This window comes from Microbacterium sp. MTN4-26 (assembly GCF_042846595.1).
Lineage (GTDB): Bacteria > Actinomycetota > Actinomycetes > Actinomycetales > Microbacteriaceae > Microbacterium > Microbacterium luteum.
On sequence record NZ_BTGO01000011.1, the window covers coordinates 121,860 to 144,092 of the forward strand.

Consider the following 22,233-nt stretch of genomic DNA (forward strand, 5'->3'; position numbering starts at 1 on the left):
GGTCTCTCCTTTTCTACTGCGGTCGCATTTCGGGAAACATCGGCTGGTCAGGCCGCGCGATCATCTCGGAGAACGTCTGCGTGGTCTGCCAGGTCAGGGCCTCGAGTTCCATGGGGTCGATCGCGATCCACTGGCCAGTTTTCGGGGCGTCGATCAGTAGCCTCGTGCCGTTGTGAGTTTCCACGCGGCGCACTTCGATCTCCGAAAACTCGTTGGCGATGACGAGCGGCTCTCCGACGGTGCGGGCAATAAGACGCTCGCGCTCCGCCGCCGCAGCCGCCGCGGCATCACGATCGACGTCGGCACCCTCCCAGTCGAGGCCGCTCACAGGAAGATCGCCAGGTTCTGGGTGCGGAGCACCGACTCGTCCACCATGATCACCCGACGTGCCAACTGCAGGTCGTCACCGACGCGACGCAATACGTCCTCGCGGTGAGCGGAGATGATTGACGGCTCGTTGACGTCTCCCCGGCTGCGGAACAGCAGGACGGCGGAGTCGACGATGAGCTCGTCCTCGACCGAGGACAGGAACACGCGCACGTTCGTCACGTAGTGACGCAGGCGTGAGGGAGGGTCCTCCGTCCAAGCGTGTTCAGTCAGGAATCGCGCGACCCGGCGGCTGAGCGAGTACTTATTCTCGTCCCAGTGCGACATCCCCCTCGCCGTCGTGAAGGAAGACCCGAGAGCCGTCGTCTGACGCACCGGCATGATGTAGTGAATATCCTCTGTAAGCGTCTCAAGCCAGTGCTCGTACCGTTGCTCGTCGAGGGTGTAAGCCTCTTCAATCAACCAACGATGCGCCTCGAGATGCAGTTCGTCGGAGAACAGTAGGGACCGCCCGACTCGATCGGCGCGCGTGGCGTGGGCGCCGAGAGGCGATTGCTCGGATATCTGGACACCGGTCTCGGTGTTCATCATGCGGGTGCCTCCCCGTTGTTGGTGATGCCTGTACCGATGCTCGCGACCTGCACCTCGACTTCGTCATCGGTGTCGAGGTAGTCGGCCCAGCGATCGAGCAGATGACGCTGGTTGTACTCGCCGTAACCAACGTGCGCGACGCCTGGACCGGCGAACTGTTCAGGCGTCAGCGCAGCGACGACCGGAGTGTCGTCTTTGAGAGTCCCCATCCGACTGTTGAGCAGGAGCCGTCGAGCCATCGAACCCTTGGCAGTCGTGGTCAGCGAGACCCAGTTCTCGACATCGTCCTGCTCGAACATTCCCGTGCTACCGAAGCACATAAGGTAGGCCTTGTACGAGAGCTCCTTGAACTCCTCCGGCGCCTCGGCATCGACCGCGAACCAGGAGTAGACCTCCGTCTCGTTCTCGCTAATGGGCTGCCACGAACGGATCGAGATGAAGGGCAGCACGTCGTCCCCGTCCTCCACCTTCGGCCAGTTGTGCACGAAACTCATGTTCGGGAAGAGCGATGCCGCTGAGATCATAAACCCGTCACGGCCAATCACATCGAGCTGCTCAGGCGACCATTGCTCCTTCATCCGCTCGATCATCGCGTCGGGATATCCGACGTAGCGCAGCCGCTCCTCGAGGCTGCCCGGCGGGAGCTTGTAGGTCGTGCCGCCGCCGTTGCCGGCCCAGTACGTGTTGCCGTCCTTGCGCTTCTCCGCCTTCGGCTCACGGAACAACCCGATCTCGACGACCGAGGTGTGGGTCTGGGGCGTGTGATACATGTCGCCGGCGAAGTTCTCGGCGCCGATCTTCCAGTTCGCGTTGACGCGCCACCGCTGCGGGCCACGCAGCTCGATGCCCTTGGCGCTCTGCCCGGTGTAGTAGTCGAGGTAGAACGCGAAGTCGCCGATGTATTCCCGCAGGGTCGGCGCGTTCGGGTCCATGCTGATGAAGATCAGACCGTTGTATGTGTCCAGGTTCGGCGCCGGGAGCAGTCGTGCACCCTTCTTGTTGAACCCTGCCTCACCCCCGTAGGCCTCCTCGTGGAACGGGAGGCCCATAATCCGGCCGTCGTTGCGGTATGACCACCCGTGGTAGGGGCAACGGAAGTGGGAGGCGTTGCCGACCTCGGCGCGGCACACCTGCATCCCGCGGTGCAGGCACATGTTGAAGTGCGCCCGAATCTCACCACTCTCATCGCGCACGACGATAAACGAGTCGTCGAGCACATGCCGCACCACGTAGTCACCGGGCTGAGGGATCTCGGATTCATGTCCGACGAAAATCCACGCGCGGCTGAAGAGCTTGCTCTTCTCCTGCTCGAAGATCTCCTCGTCGTTATAGATGTGCGCCGGGATCATGCCGCGCCGCACGTCCTCGAAGATCGTCGTCTTGCTCGCCATTGGGTCGCTGCTTCCTGATGTCAGAGTCCTATTCCGCGCCTTGAAGATGATGTCGGTCGAGACCGGTTTTCTTTAAGACAGAATCTGATTCTGCTAGATTTTCCAGGAATTCGCAATCGGAGATCACGCCTCGAAGGAGAAGTGGATGATGAACGACTACGTCGACGAACGCATGCTCGTCGCCAATGCTTGCCGCGTGCTCGCGGTCCGGGGGCTCGTGGACGACATCCTCGGGCACGTCAGCCTGCGGGTCGACGACGACACCGTCCTCATCCGAGCCCGCGGACCGCAGGAGCGAGGGCTGCGGTTCACCACCGCCGACGACATCCTCGCCGTGCCCCTTGAGGGATCGTTCGAGCTCGCCGGCGGGTACCGGGCGCCGAACGAGCTGTCTCTGCATCTTGAGCTGCTGCGCCGCAATCCTGCGGCTCGATCCGTCGTCCACGCGCATCCGCCGGCTGTCGTCGCGTTCTCGCTGACCGGACGGACGTTGCTACCGATTGTCGGTGCCTTCAACATCCCCGCTATGCGGATGGCGCGCGGCGGCATCCCCGCGCACCCCTCGTCTGCGCTGATCCGCAACCACGCACGCGCGACGGCCATGGCGGACGATTTCGGCACGCGGCCCGTCGGCATCCTGCGCGGTCACGGCCTCACCGCCGTCGGCGAGAGCGTCCCGCAGGCCGTCATCCGCGCGATCAATGTCGACAGCCTGGCTCGCGTGCACCTCGCCGTTCTGCAGGCAGGGGCCGAGCCTATGCCGATCGACGACGACGATCTCGCCGACCTGCCCGACCTGGGTGACGCATTCAACGACGGGCATCTCTGGCGATTCCTGCTGCAGGAACTTGCTGAGCAACGGCTCCTGCTGTACTCGGGCCATCAGAGATGACCGGCGCCCGGGTCGCGATCAGCTGCACCATCCTCACCGCCGCGGGCGTACATTTGGACCGAGCCACTCCGTCACCAGGTTGAGCACCGCATCGCTGTTCGACTCCTGCATCAGCATGTGGCCGTTGCCAGCCACGTTCGCTGCCGTCAACGCGACGAACCTGACATCGCCGCCCCGCTCGGCGAGCCAGTCTGCAGTCGCGCGGTCCGACTCGATCGGATGATCGGTGTCGTGGGTACCGACCATCACGAGGGTCGGTAGGCCGTCCAACTCCCTGTCGCCGATGTGGACCTGCGCACCGCGGACGTTCTGCCGCTCGAGGAGGAGCCCGGCTGGGATTGGCACCAGCTGTGAACGGAGCTCGTCCAGGTGACCGGGTGGGAACTGCTCGCTCGCACCGACCAGCTTCGCCTCGATGAACTCTGGTCCGGGATGCCACCAGCCGCGACGGGGAAGCCTCCAGGTGAGCGGGCGTCCCTGGACGACGATGTGATCGGCGTCCTCTTCCAGCACGGCGGGCTCGGGCTGGATATCCCCGGGGGGAGCGGGCGCCAGCGCGACTAGGGCGATCAGTGAATCCCGATGGTGGAAAGCGACCCGATAGCCGAAAGCGGCGGACATGGAGTGGACCACGAGGACAACCGGGCCGCCGAGCGCAGCGATTAGCTCCACGATCGCGCCGGCGACCGCCGCCCCATCCAGCGGCGTGTCGGGGTCCCATGCGCCGCCAGCCGACAACCCAGGCCACGTCATCACGACCGCGCGGTATCCGGCCTCGGCGAGACGGGGCGCCCACCCGGGTCGCCCGCCGATCGCTCGACTCCAGCCATCGGGGCCCACCCCCCCGCCGTGAACGAGCAGCACCGTCGCACGGGCGGGGCCGCCGGGCAGCCATTCGGCGTAAGCGACGGTCCCAGCGGAAGTCGCGAAAGAGCGAAACGTCGTCACGACATGACGGAGACGATGGCTGCTGCCAGTTCCACAGGGCGCGTCAACATTGCCTGGTGGCTCCCCGGCGAGCTCGCGGTCGTGGGGTTCGTGAGCCGGTCTGCTGATGCGCGGTACAACTCCTGCGGCACAGCCCGATCCTCTTGCAGGAAGATGTAGCCGCTCGGCACGTCACCGGTGCCGGCCGTCCGAAGACGGATCGGCTCGTCGAGCCAACCGCCAGGCGACGGCACCAGACGAGGCTCGACCTGCGCGTGAAGCTCCTCCGATCCGTCCTGCAAGAAAGCCGTCATGAATAGCTGCGGCGGGATCGGCACGCTCTGGTCGGGCGAGGACGCGGCTGTGCCACGGGCGAAATTCGCCAACTCGGCGGGGAGGATCGCATTGATCGACTCGCCGTCGGCGAGTACCCACGCGTCGATGAAGATCGCCTGCTCCACCTGCTCCGGCATCGCCTCAGCTACGAGTTGGATGAGCGGGCCGCCGCCACTGTGGCCGACTACGACGAACCGGTCCCACCCCTTGTCGGCGATCCGGCCGATGAGATTGTCCGCCATGGTCGAGAGCGTGACACCTGCACGGTCGTCGTTGTCACCGTGACCCTGCAAGGTTGGGGCCCATACCTCGTGGCCTGCCTTCGTGAGCTCAGCGACAACGCCGTCCCACGCCCAACCACCCTGCCAACCTCCATGAACCAAGACGATGCGCATTCTGGAACTCCTTTGTTCACCGACGGCGGGTTCCGTCGGATGGAATCCCACTCTACCTAGCAGAATCTGTGCAGAACAACAGTCCTGTTCAATCCCTTCAGAAAGGGTCATTCGTACTCGTCGAGCTTCCGGAGGACGGTCTATCTGAGCGGCGTCTCACGGAGGTCCTGCAGCATGATCGCCCGGTTCAGGGGCGAGATGCATTGCGGGACCTCTCTGGCCAGCGTGACCGCCACTGCGCCGAGCGGGGTGCCGGATCCATGTGAGTCGCGTCGACACGAATCCGGAGATTGTGCCGGCGCCCAGCACGATGAGGGAGTTGACGATCATCCTGACGATGATCTGAACTCCGCCGAGAACGAATCCCTGAGCGGTCGTGTTTCCCTGCCCGTGATCTATGAACTGCGGGATGATCGCGAGTTACATGACAGCGGCCTTGGGGTTGAGCAGGTTGGTGACGAGCCCCATCCGGAACAGCTTCGACCGGGAGTCGCGCGCGTGGGATTGTGTCTCGAATAGCCCGTTGCCGCCGGGGCGCAGGGTTGCGGACGCCAGCCACGCGAGATAGAGCACTCCAGCGGCTGTCCCGGTCCAGCTCACCTTGACAGGGCTCTCAGGGGTGAGTGCTCGACCGGACGATCCCCCGCGGACTCGCCATGGAGCCACGGCCAAGGAATGCGGAGATCGAGGACGCCGGTCGCGCTGAGCAACACCGGGATGAGGAGAAGAGTGAGCCGCCCCGTCGGCGATCGCCCTCGCCTCTGAACGGCGCGGCTGCTCACTCGTTAACACACTCTAGGTCGATCTGCCTGCCGCAAGCGGGCATCTGAGTTGAGTCGGACCAACTGTAGGAAAATGCCATTTCGCGTGGAATCCTGGCCCTGAAACCGTTGCCAACTACCGTGGAATCGCGAGGGGTTCATGCCATCTCGAGCGGGAACCCACAGCAGCGCCACGACTCCTGCGCGCAAAGGCCCCGGCAAGCGAGAGTCCACCCGGGCGGGGTTTGTGAGAATCCGACCCCTTGATGCGGTGACGTCGGAATTGAAGCGTGTCCGATCAAGAGAACGCTCGTTGAGGCACCGGCTTGCGTGCACGACGGCTGCGTCTGAATTGCAGGCCGCAACCGCGCGGTGGGCGACGGGACCTGGCCCGTGACGGCAATCGCGCACCGATCGGGCGACGACACGCTCGCCTTGACGAGGCTGTGCGTCATGATGTGGAGGTGGCCCAAGGAGACTCATTTCGTCGCCCCGATCTGCGCGCGTTGCCCCGGCTGGTTCCGCCGCCGGCGCCGTCTGCGGCGACTCCTATGCCCACGCACGCGGGCCCGCAGACACGGGCAGGCTTTAACGCATTCGATGAGGCATTCGTACGGTGCTACTCGTCCGCCGCCGAGGCGGCGACTCAGGCCCTGCGCGCCGCGCTGCCTGCGGTTGAGGACGGCGTTGTACTCGAAGGGGCGCCAGCGTTCGACTACATGATCGCGCTTCGCCAAGGGATTGTGACTGCTGCGACGGAAGTTGCCGCGGCCTACGACTCAGCGACATGGCTACATCTCATTCGTAGGCTCACCCCTCACGCTTTGACCTTCGCAGAATCAGGTACGACGGATACCCAAGGCGACTCGAGACAACGTATTGCGGAGAACCTTGTCGGCACCGCTCGCGGCGACAGGCTCGACGCGATGGCCGAAACCGTTCCGATCGCCGTCTCAGCGAAGTTGGCAAAGTTCATGGCGCTCGTCCGATTGGTCGACGAGCTAGAGGGCGCAATTCGCAGCGCTTCCAAAGGCGTCAAGTACAAGGTCCAGAGCACGCGCCGCCCTGCCGTCGTCGACAGCGACGCACTGCTCGATGCTCTCCACGAATTCGACGTCCGCACCTCCTGGTCTTCCGCTGACGATGAGATCCGTCTGAATAAGATCGACGTCGACTCGTTCGAGGGCGACCCGCCGATGCTCGTCGCATTCCGCTTCACGCACGGGTACGCGCTCGACGAGACCTGGGATGGACCTTACGCCGCTGCAGCGACAACCGAAGATGCCGTGCAGTTCACGGTCAGGGCCTTCACCACAGGGGACGAGAAGTACATGGTCCTCGAGCGGCACGATGTGCTCGCGTCGTTCGACAATCCTGCACGGGTCGTATCGCTGATTGTCTTCGGCAACACCCTCCTCCGGTGCGTCATGTTCGCCGACAACGACGCTGGACGGACTCTGCCCCGCCTTGGACTCATGTCGCTCCCAACAGAAGACCTGGAAGCACAAGTCGCGGCCGCCCTCGGAGATGTGGATGTTTCGAAGTGGTTGTCAGCCCATGGCCAAAGCAGCCTCACCCCGGGCGAGGTCATGGATCACGTCCAGGGCCTGTACGAAGCGGGTCGACGCAGCTTTCCTGGACCAGTCCTCCAGGACCACGAGGGAAGGACTCTGGTCGACGCGTGGGCGTACGCGTGGCACGTGACGCAGGGACTCAAACTGTCGCCGAGTGGAGGCCTGATATCGAATCTGACCGGGGCGCAATTCGAGCTCGTCGTCCAGGAGCTCATCGATGGAAGCGTTCTCGCTCCGTCCGCTGAGCTCCGCCCAATGCGCGGCAAGGAACTCCGCCTGAACGGATCGGTAGTAACCGACGCCGACGCTCTGCTCGTTGTCGGCACCAAGCTCTTCCTAATTTCCTGCAAGCGGTTCCTTACTGCCGTCGACTACCTCGCCGGCGAGCACGCCGCGGTGCGGAGTGGGACCGACCGGCTCAACAAGGCGCTGGATCAATGGCAGGACCGAATCGCCACGCTGACCAAGAACCCCGTCGGAGATAACTATGACTTCTCCGGCTACGAAATCGACGGGTTCGTGCTAATGCCAGAGCTGGTCTTCACACCGAGAAGCGACTCCCGTGAGTTGTTGCGACTCGGACACAATGACCTCTTCTTCACGCGGGCGGAGAGCTACAGCCAATTCGCTGCAACACTCGAAATGGCGAGTTGGCCGCCGGAGCCCAAAGCGCTACGAGCGGCCCGACTCGCCGAGGCCGGCGTTCGTCTCCCTCCACACGCCGCAGATTGAAGGGGCGACACTTCCACTTTCCGCCGCAACGTTTGGACTGCGCGCACGCTTGCCAACCGACATGCGCGCCGACGATAGCGGGCATGCCCCTGAAGGAAATCGAGAAGCGAGAGACCGCTTAGGAGTCGTTCGCTCCTCCACGCCAAGGTGGGCCAATATTTCCTGACGCTCAGTGGGACGCCACCACTCCAGTAATCTGGCGCGGTGAGTGGGGACCAGTCGAAATGGTACGACCGCCAGCTATCGGCGAATGTCGTCGGTGGCCTTATCGTCGCCGTAATCGTCTGGGGCGTCCCCGCGCTGATCTCTGAAGCAACGAAGGCCAACCTCCCGTTCTGGGCGTATCTTGTCGTCGCCGGGGTAGCCCTGCTGATCGGATCAGCGGTGATTCCGGTCTGGCGTCGAGCCACGTGGGGAAATGTGCAACGCTTCGCCAAGTGGGCGCTGGCCATTCGCCCCGTCACAGCGAAGCAGCGTGCAGCTCTCATCGGCGAGGGATACGAGAGCCACAAGGCCGAGATCGAGACCGAGCGTGAACGCGCTCGTCAACCGCGCTGGAGCGTGAGCGCGGAAGACCGTCTGATGGGCGACATGGCGCTCCACTGGCTTCACAACCACGGTTACGCGGGCTACGACGTACGCCTGACCGCTGACTCGTCTGAGTTCAGAACGGACGGCGAGGTGTTCTTTCGAGGCCAGTTCGGTGACGCGCGTCCTGGCGGGATCATCGGCAAGTACTTCCGCGGCGCACCGACCGAGAAGGGCCGCATGGATGGCGTTACGTTCACGGTGACGTGGCTCGACGGGCACGGCAACGACTACTCGCGACAGGTGTTCATGTCGCCTGAGGAGATTCGGAAGGGAACCGACAGCGCGGCAGAAGAGGCCAGGTCCGCTGGCTGGAAGGAGGGGTACGCACACGCGAAGGAGTTCTATGAGAACGCCATCGCGGAGGCCGAAGCGAGTCGGCTTGCGCCCATTCCACTGCCCGCACCGCGATGGATGGTCGCGCCGGAGAACACGGACGAGGAGGACGTGTACGTCTTGCGCAACTCGGTTCCTCGGAGTGTGGCGCGGGAGGTTCGACTTGACGCCGATCCGGACTTCAAGATCGTCGATGCTGGACATTGGCAGGACTTGTCCGGCACCGAGACGGGCGGCGCGTCTGGCACGTTCATGGGTGTCTTCACTCCGCAGGGAATCACCTTCGGCGTCAATCTGTCCGTCAAGTGGTTTGACGAGCACGGCAACCAACAGGTCGCGGTACTTTTCCTCCGTGGTCCGGACGAGACGAGCACGATCGTCAACACGACGCTTGTGATCTAGGCGGCGCTTCTCAACGCGGAGCGAACGCTGACCGCGGACGACCCCAGCCTCACGAATACGCCTCGCAGCCCAGGGCCTGACTCCATACGCCAGCGGCGTCTCACCTGTAGAACGCGCGCTGAGGTCCCCTTCTCGTGCCGCGCCCGTATAGGGATCGCCCGATCTTCAGGGGTGAGGGGGCGCCGGGGTTATGAGTTCCTCAAGGGCTGCGCGTCTCTGGTTCCGACCGCCGGTAACCTCGACGACGTTCATGGCGGCGCCGGCGATCTCTTCATCGGCGGCGAGATCCAGCAGCACGTCGTTCATCACCTCGCGCAACGGAAGGTCCTCGTCGGCAGGAGCGAAGATTCCGGCGCCGGTATCGAGAGGCAGGACGACGAGGAGATCAACATGTCGCATCGCCTCCCGGGTGATGTCGATCGACTGTTCGATGAGCTCCCGCGAAGCAGCTGCTCTGTTGAGTTCATCCAGCGCCAGCAGGTAGGCGAGGAAGTCGATCGGGCCGCGCTCGGCGATGAGGCTTTCCGTGGTCCCGTTCGGATGGAGCCGCGCGGCCGACAGGCGCAGTTGGGCGGCGAACAACACGGCACTCGGGCTGTCCCAGGCCTCGTCGACCAGCTCGAATGGATCTGGGAGCACGACGAACTCCGGGTGGCGAAGCGCGAAGTCGGACACGAGCGTGCTCTTCCCGCTCGCATGGGTCCCGGAAACGACGATCCGCATGTCGCGACTCTAGAACGACGCCATGGACGTTGCCCGCGCTGACCCCAATGCCCACGCGGACCTCTACCGAGCCATGCCCGTACGAGGATCCTGTCTGGACTTCGCGAACCATCCACGCCCGGGGCTCCTAACTCCGATGGCTGGAAGGCTCGAGGGGAAACCTGCGGCGCAGGATGAGTCTTTGGCCGAGGCTCCACGCGACCGTGACGAGAAGGTAGAGGCCGGCGGCGAGCGGAACGAGCATCGCCGCGACGGCGGTGCCGAACTGCAGGAGGCCTGCCATGCGCAGCATCCCCTCGCCGCCCGGTGTCGACGTCGACGCCGACGGATCCGGGCGCAGCAGCCGGCGGGTGAGCTCGGCAACCGCCGCGATCACCAGGATCACGATGCCGAAGACGGCGACGGCCGGTAGCGTCAGTGATCCGCTTCCAATCGATCCGATGAGGCTCGCGCCGAGCGGGACGCCGAAGAGGTCTTCGGTGAGCAGCTCGTTGGGGTGACCGGCGATGGCGTTGTGCAGGAACAGCGCGTAGATGATTCCGACGATCGGCGCCTGAATGAGCACCGGGGCGCACCCGGCGAACGGGGAAGCGTTCTCGTCGGCGTAGAGCTTCATCGTCTCGCGTTGCAGCCGCTCGCGGTCGTTCCTGTGTCGGCGTTGCAGCGCCTGGAGCTTCGGTGCCAGACGCGCGCGTGTCTGATCGGCTTTGGCCTGCGCGACACCCGTGGGGATCAGGATCGTCCGCACCACGAGCGTGAGGATGACGACGGCGACGGCGGCGGATAGCCCGCCCGTGACCGGTTGCAGCAGTGACGCCAACCCCATCATCACGGCGTATGCCGCGTCGAGGGTGGCCGAGAGGGGTGGGAAGGAGAAGAGGTCCATGATGTCCGTCCGGTGAGGTGAGAGGTGGTCGCAGAGCGGCCACGCCAGACATCGACGAACACAGACATCACCCCTGCAGAAGGGGTGGAGGAGCGTCGGGTGCTTACGCGGCCGAAGCCGCGATCCCCGGAGCGCGCGAACGCGGATGGCCCGCCGCATCCGGGTCACTCTGCGCCACCGTCGCCGAGACGCCGATGGCCCGAGCCGGACGGGCCAGGGAGGCTCGGATCGATCGGGGCGAACCCGCGGCTCGCAGCAGAACGATGACGACGACCGCCGCCAAGACCAGTGCCCACATCGGTGCCGAGCCGGCAGCGGACGCGCCGACCAGAGTCGAAGAAAAGAGCAGGACCTGCAGGAAGGACGTCAGAGCGTCGATCATCGCGCCGTCACCTCCCCGCTGGAATGCGCCCACCGTAGCACTCGCCGTGGCATCACTCGGCGATATCCCCGGCATCCTGGTCAGCGCGGAACGACCCGGAGTGTGGTCTGCTTCGCGGCGGGGCTGGTGATGGCCTGACTGGGGGAACCGGTGCCGTACTTGGCGAAGTAAGCGGCGTCGATCGCGGCATCCTGTGAGGAATCGAGCGTGTAGGTCACCTCGCGTGTGGTCGATCCCCATCGGAGGAATCCTTCGAAGTGCCGGGCGACGCCCTTGTACCACTCGCCAGCGGGGCCCTTCACGGACCGCAGGTAGAGGGTGTCGTCGACGACGACGTGCCACACGATCGTGAGGGTGCGCGACGACCCGTCGACGCGGCGCCCCGCGACGCGCACTTCATGGGCGCGGTCGAGTTCGCGCAGTTCGTCAGCGGTCCAGGTCACCGTGTCTTCTCCTGTGTGGTCGTGGGAGTGCCCTCGCGGGTGGCGGCCCAGGACGCCAGCATCCGAAGCGCGTCGGCCGACGGTGAGTCGGCGGGAGCGGTGTAGACGTTGAGGAAGAGTCCGGGTTCGCCGGGGAGTTCCATCGATTCGTAGTTGAGGTCGAGGTCGCCGACCACGGGGTGATGCAGCCGCTTGACGCCGGTGCGGTGGAACTTCACGTCGCGCGACGCCCATCGCTCGCGGAATGTCTCGCTGCGGGTCGACAGTTCTCCCACGAGTTGGATGAGGTCGGGGTCGTGGGGGTTGCGGCCGGCTTCCATTCGGAGCATGGATGCCGCGTCGTGCAGGATCTGGTCGTAGTCGCGCCAGAACTCCTTCGCGGTCGGGTTGAGGTAGGCGAATCGGGTGGTGTTGACGGGACGGTGCGGGTCGTCGAACACCGGTGAGTAGAGCGCGCGGCCGAGGGTGTTCGTCGCGATGATGTCGTGTCGAGCGTTGCGCACCCACGCGGGCGCGTCGGCCATCGCGTCGAGCACTTGCTGCACGGCGGGCCGCACGACGGTCGCCGACTTCCGTTTGCGGCGCGCGGCTGGTCCGGCGGCGCGGGCGAGGTCGAACAGGTACTGCCGCTCGGCGTCGTCGAGCTGCAGCGCGGTCGCGAGCGAGTCGAGCACACTCTCGGAGGCGCCGGCGAGGTTGCCTCGCTCGAGGCGTACGTAATAGTCGACCGACACCCCGGCGAGCATCGCGACCTCTTCACGGCGCAGCCCCGTGACGCGACGGTTGCCGCCGTAGACCGGCAGCCCCGCCTGCTCCGGCGTGAGCCGGCCACGGCGGGTGGCGAGGAACTCCTTGACCTCGGCTCGCATGTCTCCCATGTGGACCACGCTATGCCGCGGCGAGACGCGATGGGAGGCCCTGCCATTACCTCGCTCACCACATCGCGATGCACCAAGAAAGGGGTAACGCCGGGGCCTCCCTCCTGCCCGAGGGTCGGCGTACCGTCGCGGTCGTGACAGAAGAATTGACCCTCAACAGCGGCGTCCGCATGTCCGCACTCGGGCTCGGCGTGTTCCAAAGTGCACCCGAACAGACCGCTGCGGCCGTCGAGACGGCACTGCAGGTCGGCTACCGGCACATCGACACCGCCGCGGCCTACGCCAACGAGCGGCAGGTGGGCGAAGGCATCCGACGCTCCGGGATCGACCGCGCAGACGTCTTCATCGAGACCAAGGTGTGGCCATCCGACTACGGGTACGACGAGACCCTGCACGCGTGGGAGAAGTCCACCCGCAAGCTGGGCGTCGAGCAGCTGGACCTGCTCATCCTGCACCAGCAGGCCGCCAACCTCTTCGACCGCACGATCGCCGCTTACAGGGCGCTCGAGACGCTGCTCGCCGACGGGCGAGTACGGGCGATCGGCGTGAGCAACTTCACCCCCGCCGCGATCGACAGACTGATGGATGCCGCAACGGTCGTACCGGCGGTGAACCAGATCGAACTGCACCCGTATCACTCGCAGCCTGCCACGCAGAAGGCGGATGCGGCGCTGGGCATCGTGACCCAGGCCTGGTCGCCGATCGGCGGCATCACCTTCTACCCCGGCCCGTGGGGTGATGAGCGCCGCAACGTGATGCAGGACGACACCATCGCCGCGATCGCGGCCGCGCACGGCAAGACGCCCGCACAGGTGATGATCCGCTGGCACCTGCAACAGGGTCGTTCGGCGATCCCGAAATCCACGAACCCGGGTCGGATCGCCGAGAACTTCGACGTCTTCGACTTCGACCTCGCGTCTGACGAGCTCGCCCGCATCGACGCGCTCGACACGGGCCGCGAGAGCGGTCCTGACCCCGACCGTGAGTTCGGCGAAAAGACGCTGTTCCCGATCCCCGAAGACTGAAAGTACCGCGACGAATACCCCGGCAGGACCGAAGGAGATCAGAAGTGAAGTACCGCTCGCTTGGCCGCACCGGTGTGCAGGTCAGGCCACTGTGCCTCGGCACCATGATGTTCGGCCCCTGGGGCAACGACGATGAGGCGGATGCGATCCGCGTCATCCATCGCGCGCTCGAGGAGGGCATCAACTTCGTCGACACCGCCGACGTCTACTCCGCCGGTCGGTCGGAGGAGATCACCGGCAAGGCGCTGAAGGGCCGTCGCGACGACGTCGTGCTCGCGACGAAGTTCTTCATGCCGATGGACGCCGACGACCCGAACCGTCGCGGGGGATCACGGCGGTGGATCATCCGCGAGGTCGAGAACTCGCTGCGTCGTCTCGACACCGACTACATCGATCTGTACCAGGTGCACCGCCCCGACCCGCATGTCGACATCGAGGAGACTCTCGGCGCGCTCAGCGATCTCGTGCACCAGGGCAAGGTGCGCTACATCGGCTCGTCGTCGTTCTCCGGTTCGCAGATCGTCGAAGCCCAGTGGGCGTCCCGCGACCGCAACCTCGAGCGGTTCATCACCGAGCAGCCGCCTTACTCGATCCTCGTCCGCGGGATCGAAGAGGACGTGCTCGCGACCGTGCAGCGTTACGGCATGGGCACGCTCGTCTACAGTCCGCTCGCCGGCGGATGGCTGTCCGGACGGTGGCGCAAGGATGCCGTCGGCAAGCCGACCTCGGCCGCCCGGCCGGGCGTGCGGTTCGACATGAGCCTGCCCGAGAACCAACGCAAACTCGACATCGTCGAGGAGCTCGCCAGCCTTGCCGAAGCGAACGGGATGACGTTGATCGAGATGTCGATCGCCTGGGCGATCAACCACCCCGGCGTCACCGCGGCGATTGTCGGACCACGCACGATGGAGCAGCTCGAGTCCTACCTCCCCGCGGTCGAGCGCACCCTGCCGAGCGAGATCCTCGACCGGATCGACGAACTCGTCGCCCCGGGCGTCACGATCAACCCCGGTGACAACAGCTACGGTGCGCACGAACTGCTGCCGCACGCGCGCCGTCGCTGAGACAGGCTCGGCCGCCGGCGCCCGGGTCGCCGGCGGCCGAGAGTGGATGCTGAGGTCACACGGTGACCATGACCTTCAACGCCTCGCGGGCATCCATCGCGGCATAGCCCGCCGGCACCTCGTCGAGCGAGACGGTGCGGTCGAAGACGAGACCGGGGTTGATGACTCCGTCGAGCACCTGCTGTATCGCGGGCTCGAGATAGGCGCGCACCGGGGCCGGGCCGCCGGCCAGGCGCGCGTTCTTGCCGAACAGCGAGCCGAAGCCGACCCCGGCCTTCTCGTACTGGGGCACACCGACGCGCGAGATCACACCACCGGGGCGGACGATGCCGTACGCCTGCTCGTATGCGGGCATGTGGCCGACCGCCTCGAGCACAGCATGGCTGCCCTCACCGTCCGTGAGGTCCATAACCTTCGCAACGCCTTCGCCGCCGCGCTCGGCGACGACGTCGGTGGCGCCGAACTCGATGCCGAGATCGGTGCGCACCGTGTGACGGCCCATGAGGATGATCCGCTCGGCACCCATCTGCTTCGCGGCGAGCACTGCTCCCAGGCCCACGGCGCCATCCCCGATCACCGTGACCGACTGGCCAGGCTTCACGTCCGCCATGAAAGCCGCGTGGTACCCGGTGAGGTACACGTCCGACAGGGTCAGCAGCGAAGCCAGCAGACCCTCGTCGACGGTGTCGGGATCGACGCCGGGCACGACGACCAGAGATCCGTCGGCCTGGGGAACCCGGCCGTACTCGGCCTGCAGGCCGGCCGCGGCGGGGGTGCCGTACCAGCCGCCGTTTCTGCACGCCGTGTGCAAGCCCTCGCGACAGAACACGCAGGTGTTGTCGCTGAATGCGAACGGGACGATGACGAAGTCGCCCTTCTTCACGGTCCGGACCTCGGCGCCGATCTCCTCGACGACGCCGATGAGCTCGTGTCCCATCGAGGTGCCGTGCTCTGACGCGGCCATCGAGTGGTAGGGGTGCAGGTCGGAGCCGCAGATGCAGGTGCGGGTGGTGCGGACGATCGCGTCCGTCGGGAACTGGATGATCGGGTCGGCGACGTTCTCGATGCGAACATCACCGGCGCCGTACATGAGCGTGGCCTTCATAAAGTCTCTTCCTGTGACTCGGCGGTCGGATGCTGTGGGCCCCACCATCCGGTCTCCGGACGCGCGGCATCTCCGACCAATACCCACCCAATCGTCACACCCGCGGTCGCGGGAGTGACGCTTCGTACAGGTACCAGCAGTACCCCCTCTCGGGAGCGTGGGATCGGTGCCGGTATCGACGCCGACCACAGCCCGATCACGAGAATCGGCGTCGACCAGCCCCGCATGTCGCGGACCGTGCGCGGCTGACGGGACCGCGCTCCGGCAGGGTTATCGTCACGGGAGCGCGATCACGAGCGTGCAGGCGGCAAGCACAGCAGACGCCAGCGTGCCCATGATGCGCTCCGGACGGCTCCTCGATATGGCGTTGAGCACGACGCCGACGCCGAAGTACGCGAACAGCACCCAGGTCGCCATCTGTGCGACGGCGCCCGCATCGCCGAACACCCCGGCCTGCCACAGGAGGATCGCGGCGAATGCGGCGTAGAGGAGAATCGACACCGCGCTGCCGATCCGCAGGCGCCGAGGGAGGATGCGGTGCTGACCGCCCCAGACCAGGTGTCCGTACGGGCGGCCCAGCGCGACGAGGACCTGTAGCACGGCCAGCGCTGCGAGCACGACGATCGCCACCGTGGCCGCGACGACAGTCGCCGCTTCGCTCATCGCGTCGCCTCCACGCCATCGAGGTAGCGGGTGGCATTCGCGATCAGAGTGTCCAGCGCCGACTGCAGCGCGTCGAGGTCGACTCCGTCCTCCACGCCGTCGTCTTGGCTGGCCAGGCTCTCCCAGGCGGCAGCGAGCAGTCGTCTACCGGCAGGCGTCAGGCGCACGAGCTTGGCACGGCTGTCCGCGGCATCCGGTTCGATCGCGATGAGTCCTCGCGTGGAGAGGCCGCCGAGCTGCTGGGTCACGGCCGCGCGTGAGATGTCGAGCCCCCGCGCGATCTCGCTCTGTCGCGCCGGCTGAAGGGCGTCGATCGTGACAAGCGCAGCGAATGCCGAGATGCCGATGCCATGAGCGGGGCGGAGGTATGCGTCGGCGACGCGGTCCACGAGCGCTGTGGCGCGGTGAAGAGTCAGCGCAAGGTGTTGCGCCCGTCGGGTTTCGTCCTCTCTCATAGTTAAGTACTTAACAATATTGGATCGATCTTGTCAACGGACCTCCGTGGCGCCGCCTCTCGCCGCTACCTGTCGTCAGGACGCGCGGCCGCGGCATCCGTCGTCGTGACGGAGCCGACCGCCACACTGGGCGCATGACCCGTCACTGGACTCCGCTCGCCGTCGTCTACCTCGTTCTCGCGGTTGCCGGCCTCGTCGTCACCTGGACCTTCAACGCGATCGCGATCGCCGAGGGGAACGACTTCATCGGCGACCTCCTCTCGAGCGGCCCGGCGGTGTCGTCGATCACGAACGATCTGCTGTTTGTCGCCGTGGCCGGCAGCATCCTGATCATCGTCGAGTCGCGCCGGATCGGGATGCGCTTCGCTTGGTTGTACATCGTCGGCTCGGCGCTGACGGCGTTCGCGTTCACCTTTCCGCTGTGGCTCGCGATGCGCGAGCGCCGGCTCGCCGCCCGGCGTGCGGAGAGCGGTCGTGACGAAACGGCACCGGATGGCGCGGTGTGAGCCGGACACGTGGGCACTGTCCGCCGCACTACTGTGTCCGAAGAAGACTCCACAAAGGATCCCCATGAGCCTCGCCTTCCTCTTGACGACGCTGGTCGTGGTGGCTACCCCTGGCACCGGCGCCGTCTACACCGTCGCCGCGGGCCTGTCGCGGGGTGTCCGCGCCGGCATCGTGGCGGCCTTCGGGTGCACACTCGGCGTCATCCCTCACCTCATTGCCGCGATCACCGGCCTCGCGGTCTTGTTGCACGCATCCGCCGTCGCCTTCGAGGCCATCAAGTGGCTCGGTGTCGCGTACCTGCTCTATCTGGCCTGGCGCACCCTGCGCGACACCTCGACGATCGACCCGGATGTGAACGCCGCCCCGGTGTCGTCGTGGCGCGTCATCCGCACCGCTGTGCTCATCAACCTGCTCAACCCGAAGCTGACGATCTTCTTCTTCGCCTTCCTCCCCCAGTTCGTTCCGGCCCGCGCGGACGCCACCTGGCACATGGTCGGACTGAGCCTGATCTTCATGGCGGTGACCTTCATCGTCTTCGGGCTCTACGGTGCGTTCGCCGCGTCGGTTCGCACGCACGTGATCACGCGGCCGAGAGTGGTCGCCTGGTTGCGGCGCACGTTCGCGGCGACCTACGTGCTGCTTGCGGGGCGCCTCGCTATCGAGAGCCGCTAACGGCGTCTGCCCCCGTGGTCGCGCGTCACGCGCAGAGAGTCCACCGAGCGACGACAGCGCGATGGTCGCTGCCGTCGACGGCGTAACTGTGCCAGTCGGTAGGTGCGGCATCCCTCGCGAAGACGTGGTCGATCGCCGTGAACGCCGGCACCAATCTCCCCTCCGGCCAGGTGGGCCAGGGAATGGGACCGGCCGCTTCGGCGCCGGTGCGAAGTTCCGACGCCAGGCGACGAAGCGCCGGATGAGCGAACGAGGCGTTGAAATCACCGGCGACGATGAGTCGGTCGTCGGAGGTCTGATCCACCCACGCGGCCATGTCGTCGAGACCACTGAGCCAGCCGTTCGGTTGCCAGACCGGTGGCGGCGGATGCGCCGCGGCCAACCTCACGTCGACGTCTCCCGGCATCGTCGCCACGGCGCTGACCTGGTCGAACTCACTCCCGGGGACGTTCTCCTCCAGCGACAGCGGGTGGGCAGAGAGGATCACACTTCCGCTCGCCTGGCCCTGGGTGACCTCGCGGGTTCGGTAGGGCAACGCGTCGGCCAGGTCGTTCTGGATGCGCACCGCGTCGATGAGCGTTTCATTCGTCTCGAGCAGGACGACGGCATCCGGTCGACCGGTGCGGATGAGCTCGGACAGCGCGGCAGGATCGGCGCCCGAGAGCTTCGCGTTGAAGGACAACACGGTCAGGGGAGTTCCGGCCTCGCACACCTCTCCCTCGCGAATCGGGGTGAGGGTCGGGATGCCGCTGATCCCGGCGCCGATGACGAAGACCAACGCGGCCGCCCACAGTCGAAAGACCATCGACGTCAACGCGAACACCAGCAGGGCCACAGCTCCGAGCGGAACGAGCGCTTGAAGCACCGGAATGGCGGCCACTCCGCGAATCTCGAGATAGGGGAGCGCCGCAGCGAGGAGGGAGATCGTCGCCGCGACAGTCGTCCAGGTGATCACCTGGCGTCGGGTTCTGCGGCGGACGATGCGTCGTCCCTGCTCGCTGGCCATCGCCCTCATCCTGTCACTTGGATCCGTCACCCAGGTCTCCTACCCCGTGGCGTTCCCGGTCGCAGAAGACCAGCTCCGTCCGCTGTCGCGCTGATCGTGCCGCGCCTCGTTAGATCAGCACACGGAAGGATGGGCGTATGGCAGCGGATGTGACCGTCATCGGTGGGGGGATCTCGGGTCTCGCGTGCGCACGGGCGGCAACCGCCGCGGGACTCTCGGTGCGGGTTCTCGACCGGGGGCGCCGCGTCGGCGGCCGCCTGGCGAGCCGCACGCTCTGGGGGCGCCCCGTCGACCACGGCGCGTCGTACTTCGTCGTCGGCGACTCTGCGCCCTTCGAAGCGGTCGTCGCCGGGTGGCAGGAACGTGGACTTGCGCGCCCGTGGACCGACACGTTCGTCGTGATCGGCGCCGACGGGTCGCAGACGCAGAAGCCCGGGCCGATCCGCTGGGCCGCGCCGCGAGGTCTGCGATCGCTCGCGGCTGACCTTGCGGACGGCCTGGATGTGCACCTGGACCGCACGATCGAACGTGTCGAGCCCTACCGCGTCGACTGGCAGGATGCCGGTGAGGTCGTGCTCGCCATGCCCGGCCCGCAGGCGGCCCGCCTCACCGGCGCCGCACCCGGCGCCGACCTGGAGTGGGAGCCGGTCATCGCCGTCGCCCTGCGATGGGACCGCCGGCAGTGGCCGGGGGACCTGCACGGCGCGTTCGTCGACGAGCACCCCGACGTGTCCTTCATCGCCGACGACGGCGACCGCCGGGGCGACGCGGCGCCCGTGCTCGTGGTGCATACGACGGCACAGCGTGCGCGGCAGCATCTCGACGAGCCGGCGACCGCGGTCCCCGCTGTCGTCGCCGCCACCCGGCACCTGCTGGGCATCCACACCGAGCCCGAAGAGACCTTCGCCCACCGCTGGAGGTTCGCCCGACCCGCTCAGACGGCCGGTGCGTCGTACTTCCGCGGTCCCGGCCTGTCCGCATGCGGCGACGCGTGGGGCGACAGCCCGGCCGTCCGCACCGCGTGGAGCTCCGGTCACGCCCTCGGCCTCGCGCTCGCCGCCGCCTGACGCATCCCTCGCTCGGCGACGCGACTCCTCGGTCGCGAGGTCTCAGCGGAAGGATGCCGCAACGGCGTTGCGGTGGTATTCGAAGACGATGCTCGTGCGGGTCGTGGCGACCGACTGCTGCGCGGACAGGTGCTCAACGACGAACTCGCGCACTTCCGAGGCGTCCGCGACGGCGATGTGCACCATGAAGTCGTCGACGCCGCCGACGAAGAACAACTGGACGACCTGCGGCAGCTTGCGCACCTCGTCGGCGAACGCCACGATGCTGTCGTGGCGGGCGCCCGGGCGCAGCGCCACCCCGATCATGGCCTGCAGACCTCGGCCGAGTCGCTGGTGATCCACGCTGGCGTGGAAGCCGGTGATGATGCCGCGATCGACGAGGGAGCGCATCCGGGTGTGAGCCGTCGACGGGGCGACGCCCAGCGACGCGGCGAGGTCGGCGTTGGTGGTGCGGCCGTCGCGGGACAGGATCGCGATGATCTGCCTGTCGACGGCGTCGAGGTCGGCGACCTCTTTCACGCGGATGTCACGCTGCGGCCCGGGCATATCCGATCCTTTCGTCGGAGCCTGCGAAGATGCTTTCGTCGCACGGTCACCGATGTGCTCTTCGTGCCGCCCGTGCGGTCATTCGGTCACGCATCGCGGAAGTATCTTCGGAGGAAATCCCACTGTAACGAACATCCGGCGATCATCGAAGAGTACGGCCGTCCTTTCCTCGTCACTCAGGAGTAACGACATGCGCATCGGCATCCCCACGGAGATCAAGAACAACGAGAACCGCGTCGCGATCACCCCGGCCGGCGTCGACGAGCTCGCCCGCCGCGGGCACGAGGTGCTCGTGCAGGCCGGTGCGGGGGCGGGCTCGCGCATCGACGACGAGGACTATGCCGCCGCCGGCGCCGTGATCGTGCCGGACCCCGCCGAGGTCTGGGATGGCGCCGACCTGCTGGTGAAGGTGAAAGAGCCGATCGCCGCCGAGTATGCCCATCTCCGGCCCGACCTGACCCTGTTCACGTATCTGCACCTCGCCGCCGATCGCCCGCTCACCGATGCGATCGTCGCATCCGGTGCCACGGCCATCGCCTACGAGACGGTTCAGCTGCCCGACCGCTCGCTGCCGTTGCTGACACCCATGAGCGAGGTCGCCGGGCGGCTGTCGATCGCCGTCGGCTCGTACCACCTCATGAGCGCACAGGGTGGCCGCGGGATGCTGCTCGGTGGAGTCGCCGGCACCCGGCGCGCGCAGGTGGTCGTGATCGGTGGCGGAGTGGCCGGCGAGCACGCCGCCGCGAATGCGATCGGCCTCGGTGCGCAGGTCACCGTTCTCGACGTCAACCTGGCGCGACTGCGCGAGCTCGAGCACCGCTACGGCAACGCACTGCAGACCGGTGCGTCCACCCGCTACGCGATCGCCGAGGCCCTCCAGAGCGCCGACCTCGTGATCGGGTCGGTTCTGATCCCGGGCGCCGCGGCCCCCAAGCTCGTGACAGACGACATGGTCGCGGGCATGAAGCCCGGGTCTCTGCTCGTCGACATCGCGATCGACCAGGGTGGCTGCTTCGAGGGGTCGCACGCCACCACCCACGACGCACCGACGTTCCCCGTGCACGACGCGCTCTACTACTGCGTCGCCAACATGCCGGGCGCGGTCCCGGAGACCTCGACCCGCGCACTCACCAACGCCACGCTCCCATACGTCACAGCGCTCGCCGACCGGGGGTGGGATGCCGCGGCCGCAGCCGACCCGTCACTGGCGAAGGGCCTCAACGTGCGTGGCGGCGAGGTCGTCAACGCGGGGGTGGCGGCGGCGCTCGGCTACGCCCAGGCCGACTGACCCCGGGGAGGCGGGCCGAGGCCTGGCGGGGGTGGCGGCGGCGCTCGGCTACGCCCAGGCCGACTGACCCCGGGGAGGCGGGCCGAGGCCTGGCGGGGCTGGACGCGGATCGGGTGCGCCCGGGACACGGCCCGGCGTTCCGGGGGGTCCCCCTCGGCCGCCGTCGAGGCCGTGCGAGCCGCCAGGCGTAGCGGTTCAGAGCCGCCGAGTGTCGATGGTGACGGGGGTGACCCTCACCCCCGTGTCAGGGTGAGGGTCGATCGATGAATCT

Annotated in this window: 25 protein-coding genes; 9 read left to right on the forward strand and 16 right to left on the reverse strand. The window is 66.6% G+C overall.

The features are described 5' to 3' along the window. Window positions 1-13: 13 nt before the first annotated feature. From ACGG9C_RS11140 to ACGG9C_RS11150, 3 genes are read right to left on the reverse strand one after another with little or no spacing between them, the layout of a single operon-like run. Window positions 14-328 (reverse strand): hypothetical protein, encoded by a 315-nt coding sequence (locus tag ACGG9C_RS11140; RefSeq protein ID WP_005050731.1) that lies wholly within the window; start codon window positions 326-328, stop codon window positions 14-16. Further along, window positions 325-918, reverse strand: coding sequence for a 3-phenylpropionate/cinnamic acid dioxygenase subunit beta (locus tag ACGG9C_RS11145; protein WP_005050730.1), 594 nt, complete (start codon window positions 916-918; stop codon window positions 325-327). Before ACGG9C_RS11145 ends, ACGG9C_RS11140 begins: the two co-directional genes overlap by 4 nt. After that, complete coding sequence (locus ACGG9C_RS11150) at window positions 915-2,309, reverse strand: aromatic-ring-hydroxylating dioxygenase subunit alpha (RefSeq protein ID WP_005050729.1); 1,395 nt, start codon at window positions 2,307-2,309, stop codon at window positions 915-917. The genes ACGG9C_RS11145 and ACGG9C_RS11150 overlap by 4 nt, the downstream gene beginning before the upstream one ends. A gap of 145 nt (window positions 2,310-2,454) precedes the next feature. Between ACGG9C_RS11150 and ACGG9C_RS11155 the strand changes: the two genes are divergently transcribed. Beyond that, complete coding sequence (locus ACGG9C_RS11155; RefSeq protein WP_274636617.1) at window positions 2,455-3,201, forward strand: class II aldolase/adducin family protein; 747 nt, start codon at window positions 2,455-2,457, stop codon at window positions 3,199-3,201. Between the two features lie 33 nt (window positions 3,202-3,234). On the opposite strand, the gene ACGG9C_RS11160 is transcribed toward ACGG9C_RS11155, so the two are convergent. From ACGG9C_RS11160 to ACGG9C_RS11170, 3 genes are all read right to left on the reverse strand, one after another. After that, window positions 3,235-4,149, reverse strand: a complete 915-nt coding sequence (locus ACGG9C_RS11160; protein WP_171024213.1) for an alpha/beta hydrolase — start codon at window positions 4,147-4,149, stop codon at window positions 3,235-3,237. Then, complete coding sequence (locus ACGG9C_RS11165) at window positions 4,146-4,970, reverse strand: alpha/beta fold hydrolase (protein WP_250646196.1); 825 nt, start codon at window positions 4,968-4,970, stop codon at window positions 4,146-4,148. Before ACGG9C_RS11165 ends, ACGG9C_RS11160 begins: the two co-directional genes overlap by 4 nt. 309 nt (window positions 4,971-5,279) lie before the next feature. Next, on the reverse strand, window positions 5,280-5,459 hold the full coding sequence (locus ACGG9C_RS11170; protein ID WP_005050722.1) for a LysE family transporter: 180 nt from the start codon (window positions 5,457-5,459) through the stop codon (window positions 5,280-5,282). A 712-nt stretch (window positions 5,460-6,171) separates the two neighbouring features. Here ACGG9C_RS11170 and ACGG9C_RS11175 point away from each other — a divergent pair. Beyond that, entirely contained in the window at window positions 6,172-7,926 is a 1,755-nt protein-coding gene (locus tag ACGG9C_RS11175) for a hypothetical protein (RefSeq protein WP_194384078.1), read from the forward strand. A 204-nt stretch (window positions 7,927-8,130) separates the two neighbouring features. After that, window positions 8,131-9,252 carry a hypothetical protein gene (locus ACGG9C_RS11180; RefSeq protein ID WP_194384077.1) on the forward strand — a complete coding sequence of 374 codons (1,122 nt, stop codon included), beginning with the start codon at window positions 8,131-8,133 and terminating at the stop codon, window positions 9,250-9,252. 165 nt (window positions 9,253-9,417) lie between these two features. Here the strand turns inward: ACGG9C_RS11180 and ACGG9C_RS11185 are convergent, their stop codons facing one another. The 5 genes from ACGG9C_RS11185 to ACGG9C_RS11205 all read right to left on the reverse strand — a co-directional run bounded on the left by ACGG9C_RS11185 (window position 9,418) and on the right by ACGG9C_RS11205 (window position 12,564). Continuing rightward, the gene (locus tag ACGG9C_RS11185) at window positions 9,418-9,975 is read right to left on the reverse strand and encodes an AAA family ATPase (protein ID WP_194384076.1); all 558 of its coding nucleotides are present in this window, start codon (window positions 9,973-9,975) and stop codon (window positions 9,418-9,420) included. 127 nt (window positions 9,976-10,102) lie between these two features. Beyond that, a complete protein-coding gene (locus tag ACGG9C_RS11190) occupies window positions 10,103-10,861 on the reverse strand; it encodes a membrane protein insertase YidC (RefSeq protein WP_194384075.1) in 759 nt (252 codons plus the stop codon). Between the two features lie 103 nt (window positions 10,862-10,964). Beyond that, window positions 10,965-11,243, reverse strand: coding sequence for a DUF6412 domain-containing protein (locus ACGG9C_RS11195; RefSeq protein WP_194384074.1), 279 nt, complete (start codon window positions 11,241-11,243; stop codon window positions 10,965-10,967). An 80-nt stretch (window positions 11,244-11,323) separates the two neighbouring features. Next, window positions 11,324-11,686, reverse strand: coding sequence for a DUF2255 family protein (locus ACGG9C_RS11200; RefSeq protein WP_194384073.1), 363 nt, complete (start codon window positions 11,684-11,686; stop codon window positions 11,324-11,326). After that, window positions 11,683-12,564 carry a helix-turn-helix transcriptional regulator gene (locus tag ACGG9C_RS11205; RefSeq protein ID WP_194384072.1) on the reverse strand — a complete coding sequence of 294 codons (882 nt, stop codon included), beginning with the start codon at window positions 12,562-12,564 and terminating at the stop codon, window positions 11,683-11,685. Before ACGG9C_RS11205 ends, ACGG9C_RS11200 begins: the two co-directional genes overlap by 4 nt. A gap of 170 nt (window positions 12,565-12,734) precedes the next feature. On the opposite strand from ACGG9C_RS11205, the gene ACGG9C_RS11210 reads away from it, so the two are divergent. Next, window positions 12,735-13,589 (forward strand): aldo/keto reductase, encoded by an 855-nt coding sequence (locus tag ACGG9C_RS11210; protein WP_071045274.1) that lies wholly within the window; start codon window positions 12,735-12,737, stop codon window positions 13,587-13,589. A gap of 44 nt (window positions 13,590-13,633) precedes the next feature. After that, window positions 13,634-14,653, forward strand: a complete 1,020-nt coding sequence (locus ACGG9C_RS11215; RefSeq protein WP_071045273.1) for an aldo/keto reductase — start codon at window positions 13,634-13,636, stop codon at window positions 14,651-14,653. A gap of 55 nt (window positions 14,654-14,708) precedes the next feature. Here ACGG9C_RS11215 and ACGG9C_RS11220 read toward each other — a convergent pair whose 3' ends face one another. From ACGG9C_RS11220 to ACGG9C_RS11230, 3 genes are all read right to left on the reverse strand, one after another. After that, window positions 14,709-15,758 carry a zinc-binding dehydrogenase gene (locus tag ACGG9C_RS11220; RefSeq protein ID WP_194384070.1) on the reverse strand — a complete coding sequence of 350 codons (1,050 nt, stop codon included), beginning with the start codon at window positions 15,756-15,758 and terminating at the stop codon, window positions 14,709-14,711. Between the two features lie 276 nt (window positions 15,759-16,034). Beyond that, window positions 16,035-16,421, reverse strand: a complete 387-nt coding sequence (locus tag ACGG9C_RS11225) for a hypothetical protein (RefSeq protein WP_194384069.1) — start codon at window positions 16,419-16,421, stop codon at window positions 16,035-16,037. Further along, window positions 16,418-16,876, reverse strand: coding sequence for a MarR family winged helix-turn-helix transcriptional regulator (locus ACGG9C_RS11230; RefSeq protein WP_194384068.1), 459 nt, complete (start codon window positions 16,874-16,876; stop codon window positions 16,418-16,420). Before ACGG9C_RS11230 ends, ACGG9C_RS11225 begins: the two co-directional genes overlap by 4 nt. 134 nt (window positions 16,877-17,010) lie before the next feature. On the opposite strand from ACGG9C_RS11230, the gene ACGG9C_RS11235 reads away from it, so the two are divergent. Together ACGG9C_RS11235 and ACGG9C_RS11240 are read left to right on the forward strand one after the other, a co-directional pair. Beyond that, window positions 17,011-17,382, forward strand: coding sequence for a DUF2834 domain-containing protein (locus ACGG9C_RS11235; protein ID WP_194384067.1), 372 nt, complete (start codon window positions 17,011-17,013; stop codon window positions 17,380-17,382). Window positions 17,383-17,446: 64 nt separating this feature from the next. Continuing rightward, window positions 17,447-18,055: a LysE family translocator gene (locus ACGG9C_RS11240; protein ID WP_194384066.1), complete on the forward strand. Its 609-nt coding sequence runs from the start codon at window positions 17,447-17,449 to the stop codon at window positions 18,053-18,055. A gap of 25 nt (window positions 18,056-18,080) precedes the next feature. Here ACGG9C_RS11240 and ACGG9C_RS11245 read toward each other — a convergent pair whose 3' ends face one another. Continuing rightward, window positions 18,081-19,061 carry an endonuclease/exonuclease/phosphatase family protein gene (locus tag ACGG9C_RS11245; protein WP_194384065.1) on the reverse strand — a complete coding sequence of 327 codons (981 nt, stop codon included), beginning with the start codon at window positions 19,059-19,061 and terminating at the stop codon, window positions 18,081-18,083. A gap of 137 nt (window positions 19,062-19,198) precedes the next feature. Between ACGG9C_RS11245 and ACGG9C_RS11250 the strand changes: the two genes are divergently transcribed. Further along, window positions 19,199-20,128: an NAD(P)/FAD-dependent oxidoreductase gene (locus ACGG9C_RS11250; RefSeq protein WP_194384064.1), complete on the forward strand. Its 930-nt coding sequence runs from the start codon at window positions 19,199-19,201 to the stop codon at window positions 20,126-20,128. Between the two features lie 42 nt (window positions 20,129-20,170). Here ACGG9C_RS11250 and ACGG9C_RS11255 read toward each other — a convergent pair whose 3' ends face one another. After that, the gene (locus ACGG9C_RS11255; RefSeq protein ID WP_194384063.1) at window positions 20,171-20,674 is read right to left on the reverse strand and encodes an Lrp/AsnC family transcriptional regulator; all 504 of its coding nucleotides are present in this window, start codon (window positions 20,672-20,674) and stop codon (window positions 20,171-20,173) included. A 190-nt stretch (window positions 20,675-20,864) separates the two neighbouring features. Here ACGG9C_RS11255 and ald point away from each other — a divergent pair, with 190 nt between their 5' ends. Next, window positions 20,865-21,962: an alanine dehydrogenase gene (gene ald / locus ACGG9C_RS11260; RefSeq protein WP_194384062.1), complete on the forward strand. Its 1,098-nt coding sequence runs from the start codon at window positions 20,865-20,867 to the stop codon at window positions 21,960-21,962. The last annotated feature ends 271 nt before the right edge of the window (window positions 21,963-22,233 follow it).